The 19,372-nt window shown below is 62.8% G+C and carries 18 protein-coding genes; 15 read left to right on the forward strand and 3 right to left on the reverse strand.

Features of this window, described 5'->3' with window-relative positions; translation table 11 throughout:
* Position 1 precedes the first annotated feature (1 nt).
* Entirely contained in the window at positions 2 to 805 is an 804-nt protein-coding gene (exoR, locus tag ATY75_RS07905) for an exopolysaccharide production regulator ExoR (protein ID WP_088937097.1), read from the forward strand.
* Positions 806 to 940: 135 nt separating this feature from the next.
* Here exoR and xth read toward each other — a convergent pair whose 3' ends face one another.
* Positions 941 to 1,732, reverse strand: coding sequence for an exodeoxyribonuclease III (gene xth, locus ATY75_RS07910; protein WP_088937098.1), 792 nt, complete (start codon positions 1,730 to 1,732; stop codon positions 941 to 943).
* A 124-nt stretch (positions 1,733 to 1,856) separates the two neighbouring features.
* On the reverse strand, positions 1,857 to 2,189 hold the full coding sequence (erpA, locus tag ATY75_RS07915; protein ID WP_088937099.1) for an iron-sulfur cluster insertion protein ErpA: 333 nt from the start codon (positions 2,187 to 2,189) through the stop codon (positions 1,857 to 1,859).
* 222 nt (positions 2,190 to 2,411) lie between these two features.
* Between erpA and ATY75_RS07920 the strand changes: the two genes are divergently transcribed.
* The 13 genes from ATY75_RS07920 (at position 2,412) to ATY75_RS07980 (ending at position 17,892) form a co-directional block, all read left to right on the forward strand.
* Entirely contained in the window at positions 2,412 to 3,629 is a 1,218-nt protein-coding gene (locus ATY75_RS07920; protein ID WP_088937100.1) for a deoxyguanosinetriphosphate triphosphohydrolase, read from the forward strand.
* Positions 3,630 to 3,690: 61 nt separating this feature from the next.
* Positions 3,691 to 5,448, forward strand: coding sequence for an arginine--tRNA ligase (argS, locus tag ATY75_RS07925; protein WP_088937101.1), 1,758 nt, complete (start codon positions 3,691 to 3,693; stop codon positions 5,446 to 5,448).
* Positions 5,449 to 5,509: 61 nt separating this feature from the next.
* The gene (locus ATY75_RS07930; protein WP_088937102.1) at positions 5,510 to 8,755 is read left to right on the forward strand and encodes an SPOR domain-containing protein; all 3,246 of its coding nucleotides are present in this window, start codon (positions 5,510 to 5,512) and stop codon (positions 8,753 to 8,755) included.
* Positions 8,756 to 8,869: 114 nt separating this feature from the next.
* The gene (gene nagZ, locus ATY75_RS07935) at positions 8,870 to 9,883 is read left to right on the forward strand and encodes a beta-N-acetylhexosaminidase (protein ID WP_088937150.1); all 1,014 of its coding nucleotides are present in this window, start codon (positions 8,870 to 8,872) and stop codon (positions 9,881 to 9,883) included.
* 18 nt (positions 9,884 to 9,901) lie between these two features.
* Positions 9,902 to 10,759 (forward strand): ScpA family protein, encoded by an 858-nt coding sequence (locus ATY75_RS07940; protein ID WP_064838228.1) that lies wholly within the window; start codon positions 9,902 to 9,904, stop codon positions 10,757 to 10,759.
* Positions 10,756 to 11,472, forward strand: a complete 717-nt coding sequence (scpB, locus tag ATY75_RS07945; RefSeq protein WP_088937103.1) for an SMC-Scp complex subunit ScpB — start codon at positions 10,756 to 10,758, stop codon at positions 11,470 to 11,472. Before ATY75_RS07940 ends, scpB begins: the two co-directional genes overlap by 4 nt.
* A 186-nt stretch (positions 11,473 to 11,658) precedes the next feature.
* On the forward strand, positions 11,659 to 11,850 hold the full coding sequence (locus ATY75_RS07950; RefSeq protein ID WP_003538990.1) for a twin-arginine translocase TatA/TatE family subunit: 192 nt from the start codon (positions 11,659 to 11,661) through the stop codon (positions 11,848 to 11,850).
* Positions 11,851 to 11,901: 51 nt separating this feature from the next.
* Positions 11,902 to 12,525, forward strand: coding sequence for a Sec-independent protein translocase protein TatB (gene tatB / locus ATY75_RS07955; protein WP_088937104.1), 624 nt, complete (start codon positions 11,902 to 11,904; stop codon positions 12,523 to 12,525).
* A complete protein-coding gene (tatC, locus tag ATY75_RS07960) occupies positions 12,522 to 13,349 on the forward strand; it encodes a twin-arginine translocase subunit TatC (protein WP_088937105.1) in 828 nt (275 codons plus the stop codon). Before tatB ends, tatC begins: the two co-directional genes overlap by 4 nt.
* A 99-nt stretch (positions 13,350 to 13,448) precedes the next feature.
* The gene (gene serS / locus ATY75_RS07965; RefSeq protein WP_088937106.1) at positions 13,449 to 14,732 is read left to right on the forward strand and encodes a serine--tRNA ligase; all 1,284 of its coding nucleotides are present in this window, start codon (positions 13,449 to 13,451) and stop codon (positions 14,730 to 14,732) included.
* 4 nt (positions 14,733 to 14,736) lie between these two features.
* Positions 14,737 to 15,510 (forward strand): 5'/3'-nucleotidase SurE, encoded by a 774-nt coding sequence (gene surE, locus ATY75_RS07970; protein ID WP_003578888.1) that lies wholly within the window; start codon positions 14,737 to 14,739, stop codon positions 15,508 to 15,510.
* Positions 15,507 to 16,160: a protein-L-isoaspartate(D-aspartate) O-methyltransferase gene (locus ATY75_RS07975; RefSeq protein WP_088937107.1), complete on the forward strand. Its 654-nt coding sequence runs from the start codon at positions 15,507 to 15,509 to the stop codon at positions 16,158 to 16,160. The genes surE and ATY75_RS07975 overlap by 4 nt, the downstream gene beginning before the upstream one ends.
* A gap of 139 nt (positions 16,161 to 16,299) precedes the next feature.
* Positions 16,300 to 17,892, forward strand: coding sequence for a peptidoglycan DD-metalloendopeptidase family protein (locus ATY75_RS07980; RefSeq protein ID WP_088937108.1), 1,593 nt, complete (start codon positions 16,300 to 16,302; stop codon positions 17,890 to 17,892).
* A gap of 53 nt (positions 17,893 to 17,945) precedes the next feature.
* On the opposite strand, the gene ATY75_RS07985 is transcribed toward ATY75_RS07980, so the two are convergent.
* Positions 17,946 to 18,818 (reverse strand): ATP-binding protein, encoded by an 873-nt coding sequence (locus tag ATY75_RS07985; RefSeq protein WP_088937109.1) that lies wholly within the window; start codon positions 18,816 to 18,818, stop codon positions 17,946 to 17,948.
* A gap of 202 nt (positions 18,819 to 19,020) precedes the next feature.
* Here ATY75_RS07985 and yajC point away from each other — a divergent pair, with 202 nt between their 5' ends.
* A complete protein-coding gene (yajC, locus tag ATY75_RS07990; protein ID WP_003573534.1) occupies positions 19,021 to 19,368 on the forward strand; it encodes a preprotein translocase subunit YajC in 348 nt (115 codons plus the stop codon).
* The last annotated feature ends 4 nt before the right edge of the window (positions 19,369 to 19,372 follow it).

A 19,372-nucleotide genomic window follows, 5' to 3' on the forward strand; every position in this document is an offset into this window, starting at 1 on the left:
AATGGTAACGTCCGAGTTCAAACTGTTCAAGATCATGCTGATGGGCATGTCGATGGCCGTAGCCTTGGCGCTGTCCGGTCCGTGCCGCGCCTTCGACATCAAGGCGGGTGTCAGCAAGGAATCCGGCCCCTTCGATCTCTTCAAGTTCGGCTTCAAAGCCTATAAGAACGGCCAGAAGGAAGAGGCGGTTGAAGCCTATAAATACGCTGCCGAAAAGGGCCACACCGGCTCGCGCTGGGCGCTGGCCAATATGTATGCCGATGGCGACGGCGTCACGCAGGATGATTTCGAAGCCTTCAAGATTTACAGCGAGATCGCCCAGCAGGGCGTCGAGCCCGGCTCGGAAGATACCGGCTTCTTCGTCAACGCGCTGCTTTCGCTCGCCAATTATTACAAGCACGGCATTTCGGGCAGCCCTGTCCGGATCGACCTCAGCCAGGCGCGCCAGCTCTATTTTCAGGTGGCCTCCACCTTCGGCGTCCCCGAGGCGCAGTTCCAGTTGGCGCAGATGATGCTGGCCGGCGAGGGCGGCAATGCCAGCCCGCAGCAGGCGAAGAAATGGCTGAACCAGGCCCGCAAGAGCGGTCATCCCGGCGCCATGGCGGTCTTCGGCAATATTCTTTTCGACGAAGGCCAATCGGCCCGCGGCCTGGCGCTGATGACGGCGGCACTCGACCGCTGCAAGCCCAAGGATTGCGGCTGGATGGAAGCGCTGCAGGAGCAGGCCTTCTCCGTTGCCAACGAGGCCGACCGCCGCACGGCCGTCTCCCTCTCGCACAGCATCGCCAGCGGCTCCGACGACTAAGCATGCCGCGCAAAAGTGTGCAGCGGTTTTCGCAGGCAAAGCGCGAAGCGCTTTTGCCGCAACGACATGCGCAAAACAAGCAGTTAAAGCGCGAGGAGCGAATCTGAAAGATCGCGACGCGCTTTAGGCAGAACCTCAGGCCGCGAAATCGAAATAGGCGATCACAGGCACGTGGTCGGACGGTTTCTCCCACGCCCGCACATGTTTTTCGATCGCAGCCGACGTCATCCGGTCGGCCGCCTCGGGCGACAGCAGCAGATGATCGATGCGGATGCCGTTGTTCTTCGGCCAGGCGCCGGCCTGATAATCCCAGAAGGAATAGTACTGCGTCGCGTCCGTCGTCGCGCGCACCGCATCCGTCAGCCCCAGATTTTCGAGCCGCCGGAACGCCTCCCGCGTCTGCGGCAGAAACAGCGCATCGCTTTCCCAGACCTTGGGATCGAAGCAGTCGTGCGGTTCCGGGATGACGTTGTAATCGCCGGCAAGCACCAGCATCTCCTCATAGGCCAGCCGCTCGGCGGCAAAGGTCCGCAGGCGCTCCATCCAGGCGAGCTTGTAGGGATATTTCTCGGTGTCGACAGGATTGCCGTTCGGCAGGTAGATGCAGCAGACGCGCAGGATGCGGGTGTCGGGCAGCGTGAACACGGCTTCGAGGAAACGCGACTGTTCGTCCAGCGGATCGCCGGGCAGGCCGCGGTTGACTTCGGAAGGTGAACTCTTGGAGAGGATCGCCACGCCATTGAAGCCCTTTTGGCCGTGCGTCTCGACATGATAGCCGAGCGCCTCGATCTCCAGCCGGGGAAACCCCTCGTCGACCGTCTTGATCTCCTGCAGGCAGACGATATCCGGATCGGAATCCTTGAGCCATTGCGTGAGATTGTCGATGCGCGCCTTGACGCCGTTGATGTTCCAGGTCGCGATCTTCATGGCTCTGTCCTGTTCGCTTCGTGCGCTTCTTTTATCGTGGTCTTCCATGACAGGACAAGACGATAAACCGGCCGGAGGCACTTCTTCGGCCAGTTCATTGGGACAGTGCGATGCGGCTGAATATTCAGATCGAGAAGCTGGTGCCGCAGCCGCAGCTTGCCACTGCATTGGGGTTCTTGATCTGGAACGATTGACCGAGCAGATTGTCGACGAAGTCGATCTCCGAACCCGCCATGTAGACGAGCGACAGGCTGTCGATCAGCACCTTGGCGTCGTTCTTCTCGACGACGACGTCATCGTCGCCGGCGCGGTCGGCAAGGTCGAACTTGTAGGAAAAGCCGGAACAGCCGCCGCCTTCGACGGAGACGCGCAGCGCGCTCTTGCCGGCCTCGGCGCCGACGATCGCCGCGATACGCTTTGCGGCGGCATCTGAAAGGGTTACACTCGTATCCGTCATGTTTCCTCCTGCCGGGGTCAAGATCCGGAGAGAATGGGTTTTGGCACTTGAATGTTCAAATGCCTGATATCAAACAAACTTATCATGATCTTCGGAAAAAGGCCATGATGCGCCGAGGTGGTTGAGAAAGCGCCTCTTTGCCGTTTCTTCGGGCTATAGGTATGAAGAGCGCAAAGCGGCGTCAATGGGCAGATGCGGCAACATGCAGGATGACGGTGAAGAATGACGATCGATACGCGTGCTTTAGGTTTCGGCAGCAGTGAAAGGGCGGTCTATGCGGCGGACCCCTGGACGAGCCGCGGGCGGCTCTATCAGGAGGATGGAAGCCCGACGCGCTCCGATTTCCAGCGCGACCGCGACCGCATCGTCCACACCACCGCCTTCCGCCGGCTGAAGCACAAGACCCAGGTCTTCATCGCCCAGGACGGCGATCATTACCGCACCCGGCTGACGCATACGATTGAGGTGGCGCAGATCGCCCGCGCGCTCGCCCGCGCGCTGAAGCTCGACGAGGATCTGGCCGAGGGCGTGGCGCTGGTGCACGATTTTGGCCACACGCCGTTCGGTCACACCGGCGAGGATGCGCTGCACGAGGTGCTGTTGCCCTATGGCGGCTTCGACCACAATGCCCAATCGCTGCGCATCGTGACCAAGCTGGAGCGGCGCTATGCCGAATTCGACGGCATCAACCTGACATGGGAAAGCCTCGAAGGCCTGGTCAAGCATAATGGGCCGCTGCTGACGCCGGAAGGCGTGGGCACACGCGGCCCGGTTCCACAGCCGATCCTCGATTATTGCGAACTGCACGATCTCGAACTGGCAACCTATGCCAGCCTCGAGGCCCAGGTCGCGGCGATCGCCGACGACATCGCCTATAACACCCACGATATCGACGACGGCCTGCGCTCCGGCTACCTGACTTTCGATATGCTGGAGGAAATCCCGTTCCTAGCCGGGCTGATGGCCGAGGTGAGGGCGCGATATCCGCATCTGGAGCCGAGCCGCTTCACCCATGAGATCATGCGCCGGCAGATCACCCGCATGGTCGAGGACGTGATCGCCGTTGCGCAGGAGCGCCTTTCCCTGTTGCGCCCCGAGAGCGCCGCCGACATCCGCGCCGCCGATCAGGTTATCGCCACCTTCTCCGATCGCATGGGTGAAACCGACAGGCAGATCAAGGCGATGCTGTTCAAGCGCATCTACCGCAATCCCGATATCATGCGCATCCGCGCCGGTGCGGCAAAGATCGTCACCGATCTCTTTGGCGCCTACATGGCCAATCCCAAGGAGATGCAGAGCCATTACTGGGTCGATCACATCGCCGGCCTCGCCGATGCGCCGAAAGCCCGCCATGTCGGCGACTATCTCGCCGGCATGACCGACACCTATGCGATCAGCGCCCACAGGCGATTGTTTGACCACACTCCGGATTTGCGATAGGCAGCGGTCGCCCGCCAAGGGCCGATTTGCCTTTGGCACAGCCTATGCATGGAAGAGTGCGATGAACCTTTTTACCGACTTCGAAGCCAGGATCAAAACCGCCCTTGAACAGATCGATCTGGTCAGGGAAAAGCGATCCGAGCTCGATTTCGGCCGCATTGCCGTCGAACCGCCGCGTGACGCGAGCCACGGCGACGTTGCGACCAATGCCGCGATGGTGCTGGCAAAATCGCTCGGAACCAACCCGCGCGCGCTGGCCGACATCATCATCGCCAAGCTCAGGGAGGACGCCGACGTCGCCGATGTTTCGGTCGCCGGTCCCGGTTTCATCAACATCCGTCTCTCTGTCGGCTACTGGCAGCGGCTGCTCGCCGCGATGATCGGCGCCGGCACCGATTACGGCCGCTCGACGCTGGGTGAGGGGCGGAAGGTCAACGTCGAATATGTCTCGGCCAATCCGACCGGGCCGATGCATGTCGGCCATTGCCGCGGCGCCGTCGTCGGCGACGCGCTCGCCAACCTGCTCGCCTTTGCCGGCTTCGGCGTCGAGAAGGAATATTACATCAACGATGCCGGTTCGCAGATCGACGTGCTCGCCCGGTCCGTCTTCCTGCGCTATCGCGAGGCGCTCGGCGAAAAGATCGGCGAAATTCCCTCGGGTCTCTATCCGGGCGACTATCTGGTTCCGGTCGGCGAGTCGCTTGCCGCCGATTACGGCGTGCGGCTGCACAATATGCCGGAAGACCAATGGATGCCGATCGTCAAGGACCGCACCATCGATGCGATGATGGTGATGATCCGCGAAGATCTGGCTTCGCTGAACGTCCATCACGATATCTTCTTCTCCGAGCGCACCCTGCATGCCAATGGCGCGGCCGCCATCCGCACGGCGATCAACGATCTGACGTTCAAGGGCTATGTCTACAAAGGCACGTTGCCGCCGCCGAAGGGCCAGCTACCCGAGGATTGGGAGGATCGCGAACAGACGCTGTTCCGCTCGACCGAAGTGGGCGACGATATGGACCGGCCGCTGATCAAGTCTGACGGTTCCTACACCTATTTCGCCGCCGACGTCGCCTACTTCAAGAACAAGTTCGATCGCGGTTTCGACGAGATGATCTATGTGCTCGGCGCCGACCACGGCGGCTACGTCAAGCGCCTGGAAGCGGTGGCGCGCGGCGTTTCGGACGGTAAGGCCAAGCTGACGGTGCTGCTCTGCCAACTCGTCAAGCTCTATCGCAACGGCGAGCCGGTGAAGATGTCGAAACGCTCGGGCGATTTCGTCACGCTTCGGGATGTCGTCGAGGAAGTCGGCCGTGATTCGGTCCGTTTCATGATGCTTTACCGCAAGAATTCCGAGCCGCTCGACTTCGATTTCGCCAAAGTGACGGAACAGTCGAAAGATAATCCGGTTTTTTACGTGCAATATGCGCATGCCCGCTGCATGTCGGTTTTCCGGCAGGCGAGGGAGGCTTTCGGCGACCTCGATGTTTCCACAGCCGAACTGGCGCAAACCATTGCAGGCATTGGAGATCCGGCCGAATTGCAGCTCGTCGCCAAGCTCGCAGAATTCCCGCGGATCGTCGAAGCGGCAGCCCAGTCGCAGGAGCCGCATCGGGTCGCTTTTTACCTCTACGACCTCGCAAGTTCTTTCCACGCGCACTGGAACAAAGGTAAAGATCAGCCGGAATTACGATTTGTTAATGATAAAAACCGAGAATCAACTATTGCCAGACTTGGGCTGGTGTACGCCGTCGCGTCGGTTTTGAAGTCGGGACTTGCCATTACAGGCACTGCCGCACCGGACGAAATGCGATAACGTCACCATTTCCCCACAATGCGCTGGCATTTCAGAGTTGGCGTTTGCGAGTGGGATAGGCATGGCTGATAAACAACTTGCGTATGATACGCGCGGAAAAGACGAACTGTTTGCCGACGACGATCCGTTGGCCGAACTTGCCCGTATCGTCGGCTTCGAGCCGCGTGTTGCAGCAAATACGATGACCGAAGCGCGGCGCGAGCCCGCCCTCGATCTCGAAGACGAGCTTGGGCGCGAGTTCGACCGTTACGATTCGCCCCGTCCGCTCGCAGAACTCGACCGGCCCGCCGAGCCGATCTCCGATGACGACACGCCCGAAGATTACATCGAGCCCGTTCTCGATGTCTCTCCCGCCGTTGAGAGGGCTGAGGTTCCTGAGCCGGCTTCCGTTGCCTCTGTTGAGGCTGAGGAAGAAGCTCCCTCAGTTGCCTGGGACGCGCCCGCCGACGACCAGGCGGTTTGGCCGCAGCAGCTCTCCGTCGAGCCTGCTCACGGGACGCCGGTGCAATCGGCCCTCGGCGGTGCGCGCGACCTGATCGAAGAGCTCGAGCTGTCGATCGGCGCTGCTCCGGTTTCAGCAGTGCCGCAGCCAGCCAAGGCGCCGCAGTGGTCGGCCGCCAGCATCCGGCTGCCGCTTGCCAATTTCCACGCCGCTAAACGAGAAGAAACGGTGGTTGCGCCGGAGCCTGTGGTCGAAGCGGCCGCAGAGCCGTTGGCTGAAGTGCCGTCCGCCGATCTTGTCGCTGCAGAGCCGCGGCCCGCAATCGAGCCGTCCGCCCCGGTCGTCGAGCCGGCGGCGCCCGTCGTCGCTGCCGAGCCGTCCGAGGAGTTCGAATCCGCCTCTCCGTCGCTTGGCTTCCCGGCCGAGCTCGATCGCCATGACGAGGTGATCGCGTCCGAAAAGGTTGCCGAGACCGAGGATTTCGTCGAAATCGAAGGCGAGCTTGAAGATTTCGGGTCCGACGCCGGTTTCGATCTCCTTGCCGCCGCCGTTGAAGGCGAGATCCAGGCCGATGCGGCGCTGACCGAGGTCGTGCCCGAAGTTCCGCACACTGCCGGCACTTTCGATCTTGACGATCTGCTCGCCGACGTCTCGCGCTATCCGGTGCCGCAGCGCCCCAATTCGTCGCCCGTTTCGCCGCAGGCCGAACCGAGCGAAACCGCGCCCATTGCTGTCGCCGCGCCTGTGGCCGCCGCATTTGTCGAGCCGCGGGTGATCGCGCCTGCATCGGTTGCCGCGCCCCCGGCGCGGCCCGCCCCGGTCGAGCCGGCTCCAGTCTACGCTGCCGAGGCCGCAAGGCCGGTCGCGCCGCAGCCTGTCGAGGTCATAGCGCCCCAGCCCGCCGCAATGGCCTATTCGCGGGCGCCACAGCCTGTGCCTGAGGCCGACGACCCCTTCGCCGGCCATGATTTCGAGCTGGATCTTGCCGGCATCGAGCTGGAGCTCTCCGATCTCGATTTCTCCGAACCGTCCGAGCCTGCGCCGCAGCCGCCGGTCCGTGCCCCTCAGCAGGCCGCCGCCGTCTCTTCGCGGTCCGCCCCGGAGGTTGCGCCCGCGGAATTTGTGCCGGAGCCGCAAATTCCGGCTTTCCAGCAGGCGGCTTCCATTGCTGCACCGCCTGCTCCGGTCATCGTTCAGTCTCAGGCTCCAACCGCGGCCCCGGCTCCGGCCTTCAACTGGGCGCCTGCCGGCGAATCGACCGAGGATCTGCCGTTTGATCCGGCGATGATCTCCGATCCGGAGGATCGTCCTGAGGCGGTCGAGGACATGCACGTGCCGGCGCTGCCGCCGGTCGAGCAGCCCGCGCCGGTCGCGAAAACCCAGGATTTCGATTTCGATCTCGACGCCGAGATCGCCAGCTTCTTCGAGCCGGCCAAGCCGCGCGAAACGCCGGCCCCGGTTCGCGATACGGCTGCCGCCGCAGCAAAGCCGGTCAAGCCAACCATCGCCGATGGCCTCGATGATTTCGAACGGGCGCTTGAGGAGGATTTCCGCCGCAGCGTGCGCGAGCCGGTCGAGCGCCGCGAGACCTCCGAGGTCCGTATCGAATCGGCAAGCCAGGCGGCCGATTTCAGCCGTGCCCGGTCGATGCGCCGGCTGCTGGCCGGAGCCGTCGTGCTCGTGGTCTTTGCCGGTGTCGGTTACGGTGTCTATTCCTCCGTCTGGAACGGCGAGGGGCTCGGCATTGTCGCATCCGGCGAGCCGCGCGTGATCACCGCCGACAAGGAGCCGGTCAAGGTCGTCCCGGAAAATCCCGGCGGCAAGACCGTGCCGAACCAGGATAAGGCCGTCTACGACCGTGTTGCCGGTTCCGCGGAGGAGCCGAAGCAGAAGGCGCTGGTTTCTTCCGACGAGGCGCCGGTCGATGTCGTCCAGCGCACGCTGACACCGGAAGCGCTGCCTGAGGACGACGAGAACGCCAGTGCCGGTGATCAGGTCACGCCGACTGCGGTCGGTGAGACGGAAGATCCGCGTCTGCTGCCGAACCAGGACAATGCGGACAACGCTGCCGCAGGCGGTGCCGACAAGACGCCGTCGGTTTCGCCGCGCAAGGTCCGCACGATGATCGTCAAGCCTGACGGCACCCTGGTCGCCCGTGAGGATTCAGCGCCCGCCGAGCAGCCTGCTGCCCCGGCAACAGCGTCTGCACAGGCCGCTCAGCCGATGCCGGCGTTGACGGCCCCGTCGGCGCAATCGGCTTCACCAGTGCCGCCGGTCGCCGGAACAGCCGCAAGCTTCCCGTCCAACGCCGAGGTTGCCTCCGCCGATGCCCGCTCCGCGGCGCCTGTGGAAACCGCGCCGGCAAAGCCGCCGATTGCCGCCGACGCCGATGCGCAGGCTGCAAATCCGGCCCCGGTCGATGCGCCGGTGCGCCCGGTCAAGACCACGGCGATCGGCGATACCGCGCCAGTTCCGACCGCCCGTCCGGTCGATCAGCCGGTCAACGTCGTCGGCACGGTGACCGAGAAGGGCAATGTCCGCCCGACCGCCCAGCAGCCGAAGACGGAAGTTGCGGCCGCAGCACCTGCCGCTGCCAAGCCGCAGCAGCAGGCCGCCTCCGCCGGCGGCTACGGCATCCAGATCGCCTCGCTGCCTTCGGAAGACGAGGCGAACAAATCCTATGCCAGCCTGTCGAAGAAATTCGCCGGCGTGCTGGGTGGTCGCGCTCATGAGATCCGCAGGGCCGATGTCGCCGGCAAGGGCACTTTCTACCGCGTCCGCATTCCGGCCGGTTCCAAGGACGAGGCCGCGGCCCTCTGCGAACAGTATCGCGCGGCCGGCGGAAGCTGCCTGATCTCCAAGTAGCATCGGGTCTTTGATTGATTTAAGGAGCGGCGGGCCTTCTCGGCCCGCCGCTCTTTTTTGTGCATCGCGCCCGAGCTTGCTCGCATTTGGCCGGGCGCGGTCTATGATTCTCACATGACCGAATCAAAAGCGATGATCCTAGGCTGCAGCGGCCTTGCCCTCACATCCGAAGAGAAGGCCTTCTACCGGGGCGAACGGCCCTGGGGCTTCATCCTCTTCGGGCGCAACATCTCCGAAGCAGGGCAGATCGCCGATCTCGTCGCCGAACTGCGCGACAGCGTCGGCTGGCATGCGCCGGTGCTGATCGACCAGGAGGGCGGCCGCGTTCAGCGCATCCGTCCGCCGATTCTCGCACGTTATCCTTCCGGCCAGGCGCTCGGCGATCTCTATCGCCACGACCCGGCGCTCGGCCTGCGCGCCGCCTGGGCGATGTCGCGGCTGCATGCCTTCGATCTTTCACGCCTCGGCATCGATGTCGATTGTCTGCCGGTGCTCGACGTGCCGGTCGAAGGCAGCAGCAACGTCATCGGCGACCGCGCCTATGGCGGCGATCCTGAGACCGTCATCGCCATGGGCCGAGCGGCTGCCGAAGGGCTGAAAGCCGGCGGCCTGCTGCCGGTGATGAAACATATGCCCGGCCACGGCCGCGGCTTTGCCGATTCGCATCTGGAACTGCCTGTCGTCACCGTCTCGCGCGAGGAGCTTGAGGCTCACGATTTCCCGCCCTTTATCGCGATGAAGGACGAGCTGATGGCGATGACCTGCCACGTCGTCTTCACCGCCATCGACCGGGACAATCCGGCGACGACCTCGCGCACGGTGACCGAGGGCATTATCCGCAAGCATATCGGCTTTAACGGTCTGCTGCTTTCCGACGACAGTTCGATGAATGCTCTTTCCGGCACGATCGGCGAACGTGCGGCGAATATCATTGCAGGCGGATGCGATATCGTGCTGCATTGCAATGGCCATATGGACGAGATGCTGGATGTCGTGGCAAATGTTCCGCCGCTCCGCGGCGCGTCGCTTGCCCGCGCCAAAGCGGTGGAAGCAGGTTTTGGCGCTCCGGATGCCGCCGATGAGGCGGAGTTGCGGGCGGAATTCGAGGCGATGTTTGCGATGGTGTGATCGCAGAGGAGCAGGGTGGTGAGTACGGTCAAAGGCACGGAGCGTCCGCAGGCGGCAACGCCGATGGACAAGCTGTGGCAGGATAACGGCGCCGAGCGCGCCAGCCACGAGCCGGCGCTGGTGATCGACGTCGCCGGCTTCGAAGGCCCGCTCGACCTGTTGCTCTATCTCGCCCGCAATCAGAAGGTCGACCTGTCGCGCATTTCGGTGCTGGCGCTCGCCGAGCAGTATCTGCAGTTCGTCGAGAGCGCCCGGCGTATCCGCATCGAGCTTGCCGCCGATTATCTCGTCATGGCGGCCTGGCTTGCCTATCTCAAGTCGCGGCTGCTGATACCCCAGCAGATCAAGGATGACGGTCCTTCGGGCGAGGAGATGGCGGCAACGCTCGCCTTCCGGCTGAAACGCCTCGAAGCCATGCGCCAGGCGGCGGAGGGCCTCGTCAACCGCAACCGCCTCGGCCGCGACATATTCGTGCGCGGCGCGCCCGAGCATATTCCCGACCGGCAGCAATCCGCCTATGCGGCAAGCCTCTACGATCTTTTGACCGCCTACGCGGCGCTGCGCCAGCGCAACGCCGTTACCCAGGTGACCATCGAGAGACGCAGCGTCTGGTCGCTGACCGATGCGCGTGAATTGCTGACCCAGATGATCGGCGAGGTCGGCGACTGGACCGCGATGGAGCATTATCTGCTGCGTTATCTCGCGACGCCCGAGGAACGCGTCACAGCGATCGCCAGCGCCTTCGCCGCCTCGCTGGAGCTGGTGCGCGAGGGCAAGCTGGAAATCCGCCAGGACGGCGCCTTTCAGCCGATATATATGCGTCGCGGACCCAAACACGCCACGCTGCAGGTGGTGGAGCAGGAGCAGCCGGTTTGATCGATCCGCAGAGCGAAGAGGATTTCGATGACGATTTCGAAGGCAGGAGCCGCGACCTGCAGGCGGAGATCGAGGCGGAACGCATCGCCGAAGCGCTGGTCTTCGCCTCCTCGCAGCCGGTCTCCGAGAGCTTCCTGGCTGAGCGTCTAGCTGAGAATACTGACGTGCGCGCCATCATGCAGCGCCTGAAAGCGCACTATGCGCCGCGGGGCGTCAACCTCGTACAGATCGAGGGCGCCTGGGCTTTCCGCACCTCCTCCGATCTCTCCTTCGTCATCCGTCGCGACGACAACGAGGTGAAGAAACTTTCGCGCGCCGCATTGGAAGTGCTGGCGATCATCGCCTATCACCAGCCGGTGACGCGCGCCGAGATCGAGGATATCCGCGGCGTGCAGACCTCGCGCGGCACGCTTGACGTGCTGATGGAAGCGGGCTGGGTGCGGTTTCGCGGTCGCCGCCGCACGCCTGGCCGGCCGGTGACATTAAGCACCACGCGCGACTTTCTCGACCATTTCGGCCTCGAGGAATTGCGCGATCTGCCCGGTCTCGAAGAATTGAAGGGCGCGGGCCTGCTCTCGGGCCGCATTCCAGCGAATTTCAATATTCCCTCGCCATTGATGAACGACGAGCTGAGCGAGGACGAAGACCCCATTACCCAGATGGATCTCGAAGAACTTGGGTTGCTCGCCCCGCGTTCTACCTCCGAAGATTGAAGGGCTTCGTCTTGCTTTCGCCACGCATGACGAAAACAATGGTGCTCATGATTTTTCCGGGGGCTGTGGCTTGTCACACGGGGCGATACCGTGACATTAAGCGCAGTTCGAAGGGCTTGATGTTGGAAACGATGTCGGAAATCCTTACATCATGGGAACATCGAATAAAGGGAGTAAGCGCAAATGATGGGTTCTTTTAGCATGTGGCACTGGTTGATCGTTCTGGTCATCGTGCTGTTGTTGTTCGGTCGCGGCAAGATCCCGGAACTGATGGGCGATGTCGCCAAGGGCATCAAAAGCTTCAAGAAGGGCATGACGGACGAAGACGCGCCGGATACGGCCAAGACCGTCGATCACAAGGCCGACGAAACGAAGTAACCAAGTGCGGGAAAAAGCGCAGCCCCCGCGCTTCCCGTCCAGGAGCCTTGCATGTTCGATATTGGCTGGACCGAGCTTTTGGTCATCGCGGTCGTCCTGATCGTGGTTGTCGGTCCCAAGGATTTGCCGCCGATGCTGCGCGCTTTCGGCAAGATGACGCAGCGCGCCCGCAAGGTGGCGGGTGAATTCCGGGCGCAGTTCGACGAAGCGTTGCGCGAGGCCGAGCTTGATGATGTCCGCCAGACGCTGAGTGACGCCCAGAAGCTCAATCCGGTCAACAGCCTGCGCGAGGCGATGAACCCGCTTCGCCAGATGGGCAACGAGATCAAGGCCGACCTGCAGAAGGCTGCTGCGCCCGAGAACAAGACCGAAGTGCCGCCGGCTGCGGTTTCTGCCCCGACGCCGTCAATGAGCCTGCCGGAAACGCCGCCGCTGGTACCGGCGCCCGCGCCGACGCCGGAACCCGTTGCTGCAGCCGTCGCTACGGCCGATGCGGTTGCCGCCAAGCCGAAAGCGGCGCGCAAGCCGCGCGCCAAGGCCGCAGATAAGGCCGCCTTTGCCATCGCCGCGCCCGTGGAAAGCGCGACTGCGGAAAAGCCGAAGCGCACGACGGCTGCCAGAAAGCCCGCAGCACCGAAAGCGTCCGTGCAGAAGAACAAGAAGGACGAGGCATGAGCGGTGATATCGAAGACAAGCCGCAGCCGCTGATCGAGCACCTGATGGAGCTGCGCACGCGGCTGATCTGGTCGATCGGCGCGTTTTTCGTCGCCTTCATCGCATGCTTCTTTTTTGCCAAGCATCTCTTCAACTATCTGGTCATTCCCTACAAGACGGCCGTGGAGTGGGCGCATCTCGACGTCGAGAAGGCGCAGCTGATTTATACCGCGCCGCAGGAATTCTTCTTCACGCAGGTCAAGGTGGCGATGTTCGGCGGCCTGGTGGTCGCTTTCCCGATCATTGCCGCCCAGGTCTACAAGTTCGTCGCGCCCGGTCTCTACAAAAACGAGCGCCAGGCCTTCCTGCCGTTCCTGATTGCTTCGCCGGTCCTGTTCCTGATGGGCGCGGCGCTCGTCTACTTCTTCTTCACGCCAATGGTCATGTGGTTCTTCCTGTCGATGCAGCAGGCGCCGGGTCATGACGAGGTGGCGATCTCGCTGATGCCGAAGGTCTCGGAATATCTGAGCCTGATCATGACGCTGGTCTTCTCCTTCGGTCTCGTCTTCCAGCTGCCCGTCATCACCACGCTGCTTGCCCGTGTCGGCCTGCTGACATCGCAATGGCTCGCCGAAAAGCGCAAGTTCGCCATCGTGCTTGCTTTCGTCGTCGCCGCGGTGCTGACGCCGCCGGATCCGATGTCCCAGATCGGCCTTGCGATACCGACGATCCTTCTCTACGAGATTTCCATCCATGCGGCGCGACTCGTGGAGCGCCAGCGTGCCCGGCAGGCGGTCGAAAAGGACACCGAATCCGCGGACGTTGCCAAGACGGACAGCGTCTGAGCGGCAATCCGGAAATCCTTTCAGGAACGCCGTCTTATCCGGTCGAAGCCCGGTCAGGCTTTGGCCGGGTCACTTCAGTTGCAACGACCTGGAACGACGATGCTCGATATCAAATGGATCCGTGAGAATCCCGAAGCGCTCGATGCCGCCCTTGCCAAGCGCGGTGCGGAGCCCCTGGCACAAAATATCGTTGCCCTCGATGAAAAGCGCCGCTCTGCCGTGCAGAACGCGCAGGACCTGCTGTCCCGCCGCAATCTCGCCTCCAAGGAGATCGGCGCGGCGCTGTCCCAGAAGAACGGCGACCTCGCCGAGAAGCTGAAGGCCGAGGTCGCCGAGCTGAAAGCGCTGCTGCCGACGATCGAGGAAGAGGATCGGCAGCTGACGGCCGAGCTCAACGACGCGCTCTCGCGCATCCCGAACATACCTTTCGACGATGTCCCGGTCGGCAAGGACGAGCATGACAATGTCGTCACCCGCACCGTCGGCGAAAAGCCGCGCTGGAACCACACGCCGAAGGAGCACTTCGAAATCGGCGAGGCGCTCGGTTATATGGATTTCGAGCGCGCCGCCAAGCTCTCCGGTTCGCGCTTCACGGTGCTGACCGGGCCGCTCGCCAGGCTCGAGCGCGCACTCGGCCAGTTCATGATCGATCTCCACACCCGCGAGCACGGTTATACCGAAGTCAGCTCACCGCTAATGGTTCGCGACGAGGCGCTGTTCGGCACCAATCAGCTGCCGAAATTCGCAGAAGATTTGTTCAGGACGACCGACGGCCGCTGGCTCATCCCGACGGCCGAGGTGACGCTGACCAATCTGGTGCGCGAGGAAATCCTTGACCAGGAAAAGCTGCCGCTCCGCTTCACCGCCCTGACGCCGTCCTTCCGTTCGGAAGCGGGCTCGGCCGGTCGCGACACCCGCGGCATGCTGCGTCAGCACCAGTTCTGGAAATGCGAACTCGTGTCGATCACCGATGCCGAGAGCGCCATTGCCGAGCATGAAAGAATGACCGCCTGCGCCGAAGAAGTGCTGAAACGGCTCGGCCTGCATTTCCGCACCATGACGCTTTGCACCGGCGATATGGGCTTCGGCTCGCGCAAGACCTACGATCTCGAAGTCTGGCTGCCGGGACAGAATACCTTCCGCGAAATCTCCTCCTGCTCGGTCTGCGGCGATTTCCAAGGCCGCCGGATGAATGCGCGCTATCGCGGCAAGGACGACAAAAACAATAAATTCGTCCACACGCTGAACGGCTCCGGCACCGCCGTCGGCCGCTGCCTGATCGCCGTGCTTGAAAATTATCTGAACGAGGACGGTTCCGTCACGATTCCGGACGTTTTGCTGCCTTATATGGGCGGATTGACCAAGATCGAACGGGCGGCCTGAGGCGATGCGCATCCTGCTTACGAATGACGACGGCATTCATGCCGAAGGCTTGGCCGCGCTGGAACGGATCGCCCGCACACTGTCCGACGACGTCTGGATCGTGGCGCCCGAGACCGACCAGAGCGGCCTTGCCCATTCGCTGAGCCTGTCCGAGCCTCTGCGGCTGCGCAAGATTTCCGACAAGCATTTCGCCCTGCGCGGCACGCCGACCGATTGCGTCATCATGGGCATCCGGCAGGTGATGGACATCAAGCCTGATCTCGTCCTCTCCGGCGTCAATTCGGGTTCGAACGTCGCAGATGACGTGACCTATTCCGGTACGATCGCCGGCGCCATCGAGGGCACGATGCAGGGTGTGCGCTCCTTCGCGCTGAGCCAGGCCTATCTCTACGAGGACGGCGCGCGCATCGTGCCCTGGGAGGTCTGCGAGGCGCATGCGCCGGCTCTTCTGGAAAAGCTGATGGTTCTGGATCTGCCGGAGGGCACGTTCCTCAATCTCAATTTCCCGAACTGCCGTCCCGGCGAGGTCGACGGCGCCGAGGTGACCATGCAGGGCAAGCTCGCCTTCAACCTGCAGGTCGATGCCCGCTCCGATGGCCGGGGCTTTCCCTATTATTGGCTGAAATTCGGAGAACGCGCCGGCGCCTTCATCGAAGGCACCGATATTCACGCCTTGAAGCATAACAAGATTTCGGTAACGCCTTTGAAACTGGATCTGACCGATTATTCCGTAACGGACCGCGTGGCGCGGGCCCTGGGATACGGAGCACAGGTTTGACGGCAAGACTGGCCGAGAAGGAGGGCTTTGCCGCGCTCGTCCTCAGATTGCGTGCCGAAGGCATCTCCGATCTCGATCTGCTGACGGCGGTCGAGCAGACGCAGCGTTCGCTCTTCGTGCCGCCGCAATATTCCGATGACGCCTATTCGAGCCGGACGATCCCGATTGAATGCGGCTCCTTTCTCGAAGGCGTCGATTTTGTCGTCCGCATGCTGCATCACCTGAAGCTCAAACCCGGGCAGCGCGTCCTGGAAATCGGCACCGGCAGCGGCTTTACCGCCGCGGTCATGGGCCGCATGGCCGAGCGGGTTCTGTCCGTCGACCGCTATAAGACGCTGACATCGGCCGCGCAGCGGCGCATGGAATCACTTGGCCTGCGCAACGTCATCATCCGCCATGCCGACGGCAGCGCCGGCATGCAGGGAGAGGGCACATTCGATCGCATCCTGGTGACGGCTGCCTTCAACGCGATGCCGCGCTTTTATACCGACCAGTTGGTTTCCGGCGGCTCGATGATCGCGCCGCTGATGATCTCCGAGAACGAATGCCGCATGGTGCGGCTGACGAAAACCGGCAGCCGTTTCGAGCGCGAGGAACTGTTCGAAGCCCCTTATCTGCCGATCGTTCCGCGCCTTGCCTCGCTGCTGTAGGCGCTGCGATTTTTCACCCGTAAGCTATGGTTATCAACTTCTCAAAAATATCGCACTGATTCCAGCATCTTAACTGCGTGGTAATACTAACGCGTTTTAATAGACTCACAAATGGTTGCGTTCTCAGTGGGTCGAGTCAATGCGTTTCAGTCTTTCGCCGAAGTTCGGGAAGTCGGCCGGTAATCTTCTGGTTGTGGGCCTGCTGGCAAGTGCCGCAACGGGCTGCAGTTCCGATGTGACACGGTTTGGCGGCTTGTTTTCCTCCTCAGGGCAGGATCAGATCACCACGAGCTCGATTCCGCGCAGGGGCGGTGTTCAGGGTGATCCGGTGCCGCGCGCCGATCTCGGCGGCTCCGCCGTTGCCAGCCAGTCTGGCTATGGTGGCGGCAATGGCGCGCTGAACCAGCCTTATCCGTCTAGCCCGAGTTACGATCCGGTCCGCACGTCCAGTGCCCGTATGGCCTCCGCGCCGGTTGCGGTGCAGCGTTCGGAACTTTCGGCTCCGACGGCGGCGGCACCATCCCGGCAGCGGGAAAAGGAAGTCGCTCTCGCCCAGCCTTTCCCTTCGGCCCCCCAGGCGCAAAAAAACCGGCTGGTGGCACCGACTGCGCCGAAGCTGGCGCCCGATCCTTTGACGACGAGCACGACGCCGAAGGTTTCCGGCTGGTCCGGGACCAATGCCCCTTCCGTGACGCTGCGTCCGGGTGAAAGCATCGCCACGCTGTCCAGGCGCTTCGGTGTTCCGGAAAAGGAAATCCTGCGGGTCAACAACCTGAAGACGGCTTCCGCCGCCACGCCCGGCCAGGCAATCCTGATCCCGACCTTCAATGGCGGCAATGCCGCCAAGGCGGCGTCGCAGGCGGCCGACCTCTCCAAGCCCGGCAAGATGCCGGAGCCGGTGAAGGCGCCTGAGCAGAACGTCGCCGTCGTTCCCGGCGCCAATTCCGCCCGCGACAAGACCGTGGCGAGCGCCGATGCCGCCGGCAAGCTTCCGGCCGGCGCCGGTAAGGATCCGAAAGCGCCTGCAGGCACCTATGTCGTCAAGCAAGGCGATTCGCTGGCAAAGATCGCCAAGGCGACCGGCACCAAGATCGACGATCTCAAGGCCGCCAACAATCTGTCGGCCAGCTCGGTCCGGATCGGTCAGGCGTTGAAGATCCCGAACGGCACCGCCGACAATATCAAGACCGCCTCGATCTCGACCGAGAAGGCCGACCCGAAGCCGGCGCAGACGGCGCCCGTCCAGCAGGCGGCCTCCGTTGAACCCGCACCCTACAAGGCGCCGGTCGCCACCCAGACGGTCGACGATGTCGAGAAGAAGTCCGACGTCAGCTCCGCCGCACCGGAATCGACCGGCATCGGCAAGTATCGCTGGCCGGTCCGCGGTCAGGTCATCGCTTCATACGGTGCCAACGTCAACGGCAACCGCAATGACGGCATCGACATCTCGGTGCCGCAGGGAACGCCGATCAAGGCCGCCGAAAACGGCGTCGTCATCTATGCCGGCAACGGCCTGAAGGAACTCGGCAACACGGTTCTCGTCCGTCACGACGACGGCACCGTCACCGTCTACGGCAATGCCGATACGCTGAGCGTCGCCCGTGGTCAGAAGATCCAGCGCGGCCAGACCGTCGCCGTCTCCGGCATGAGCGGCGACGTCAAGCAGCCGCAGGTCCATTTCGAGGTGCGCAAGGACGCATCTCCGGTCAACCCGATGACTTTCCTGGAATAGGTACAGCGTCCCAGGAAGCGCAAAAGCCCGGCCGCCCGCCGGGCTTTTGTATTTTAACCGCGGTCGATGTGAACGCGCATGCGTCCGGCCAGATCCTGGATATACTGCCAGGCGACGCGGCCGGAGCGCGCGCCGCGCGTCGTGGCCCATTCCAGCGCCTCGGCATGCATCTTGGCGCGGTCAAGCCCGAGCTTGAAATGATCGGCATAGCCGTCGATCATGCCGAGATAATCTTCCTGGCTGCATTTGTGGAAGCCGAGCCAGAGGCCGAAACGATCGGAAAGCGAAACCTTCTCCTCGACGGCCTCCGACGGATTGATCGCCGTCGACTGCTCGTTTTCCATCATGTGGCGCGGCAGCAGATGGCGCCGGTTCGAGGTGGCGTAGAAAAGCACATTGTCCGGCCGCCCTTCGACGCCGCCGTCGAGCGCCGCCTTCAGCGACTTATAGGCGGTGTCGTCGTGATCGAAGGAAAGATCGTCGCAGAAGACGATAACGCGGTACGGCGTGTCCTTCAGCAGGTCGAGCAGGGTAGGGAGGCTGGCGATATCCTCGCGATGCACTTCGACGAGCTTCAGCGCGACGCCGCTTTCACGCCTGACATCCTCGTGCACGGCTTTGACGAGCGAGGATTTTCCCATGCCGCGCGCGCCCCAGAGCAGCACATTGTTGGCGGCATAACCCTCGGCGAACCGCACCGTATTCTCGTGCAGGATATCGCGCACATGGTCGACGCCGCGGATGAGCTTCAATGCCACCCGGTTCGGCTTGGCCACAGGCTGCAGATGCTGACGCGACGGCGCCCAGACAAAACAGTCGGCGGCATCCCAATCGTTGACGGCAGGCGCCGGCCCGGCAAGGCGCTCGACGGCATTTGCAAGCCGTTTCAGTTCGGCAAGCAGGGCGGTGTTGATTTCCTCGGTCATCGCGGCTCCTGATTTCTTGCTGCGGCAATCCGCTTTATCTTTCGATGCGGGGTAGCATGGCGTTTTGACGGCGGAAAGGTTATGAGGCAGCGGAATCGGTACTGTTTCCGGCTGTTTCTGTTGCATTCATCGAAGCGGCAACTATAGTCCGGCAACCTGAAAAAACAGGCGGAGTTCCGCCGCCAAGCCTGAGGAGTTTAGCATGTTCATCACCCCGGCATTCGCCCAGAGTGCGACCGATACGGCAACCGGTTTCGGCGGCTCCGGTTTCGAAATGATCATCCTGTTCGTGCCGCTGATGGTCGTCTGGTACTTCCTGCTGATCCGTCCCCAGCGCGCACAGGCCAAGAAGCGCGAGGAAACCCTGAAGGCGATCCGCCGCGGCGATCAGGTCGTCACCGGTGGCGGTCTTGTCGGCAAGGTCACCAAGGTCATCGACGACAAGGAAGTCGAAGTCGAAATCGCCGATGGCGTTCGTGTGCGCATCGTCCGCAGCGGTATTTCGGATGTGCGCGTCAAGGGTGAACCCGTCAAGGCCGACGCAGCGTAACAAT

The sequence above is a fragment of the Rhizobium sp. N122 genome, assembly GCF_002211295.1.
In the GTDB taxonomy this organism is placed as follows: Bacteria; Pseudomonadota; Alphaproteobacteria; order Rhizobiales; family Rhizobiaceae; genus Rhizobium.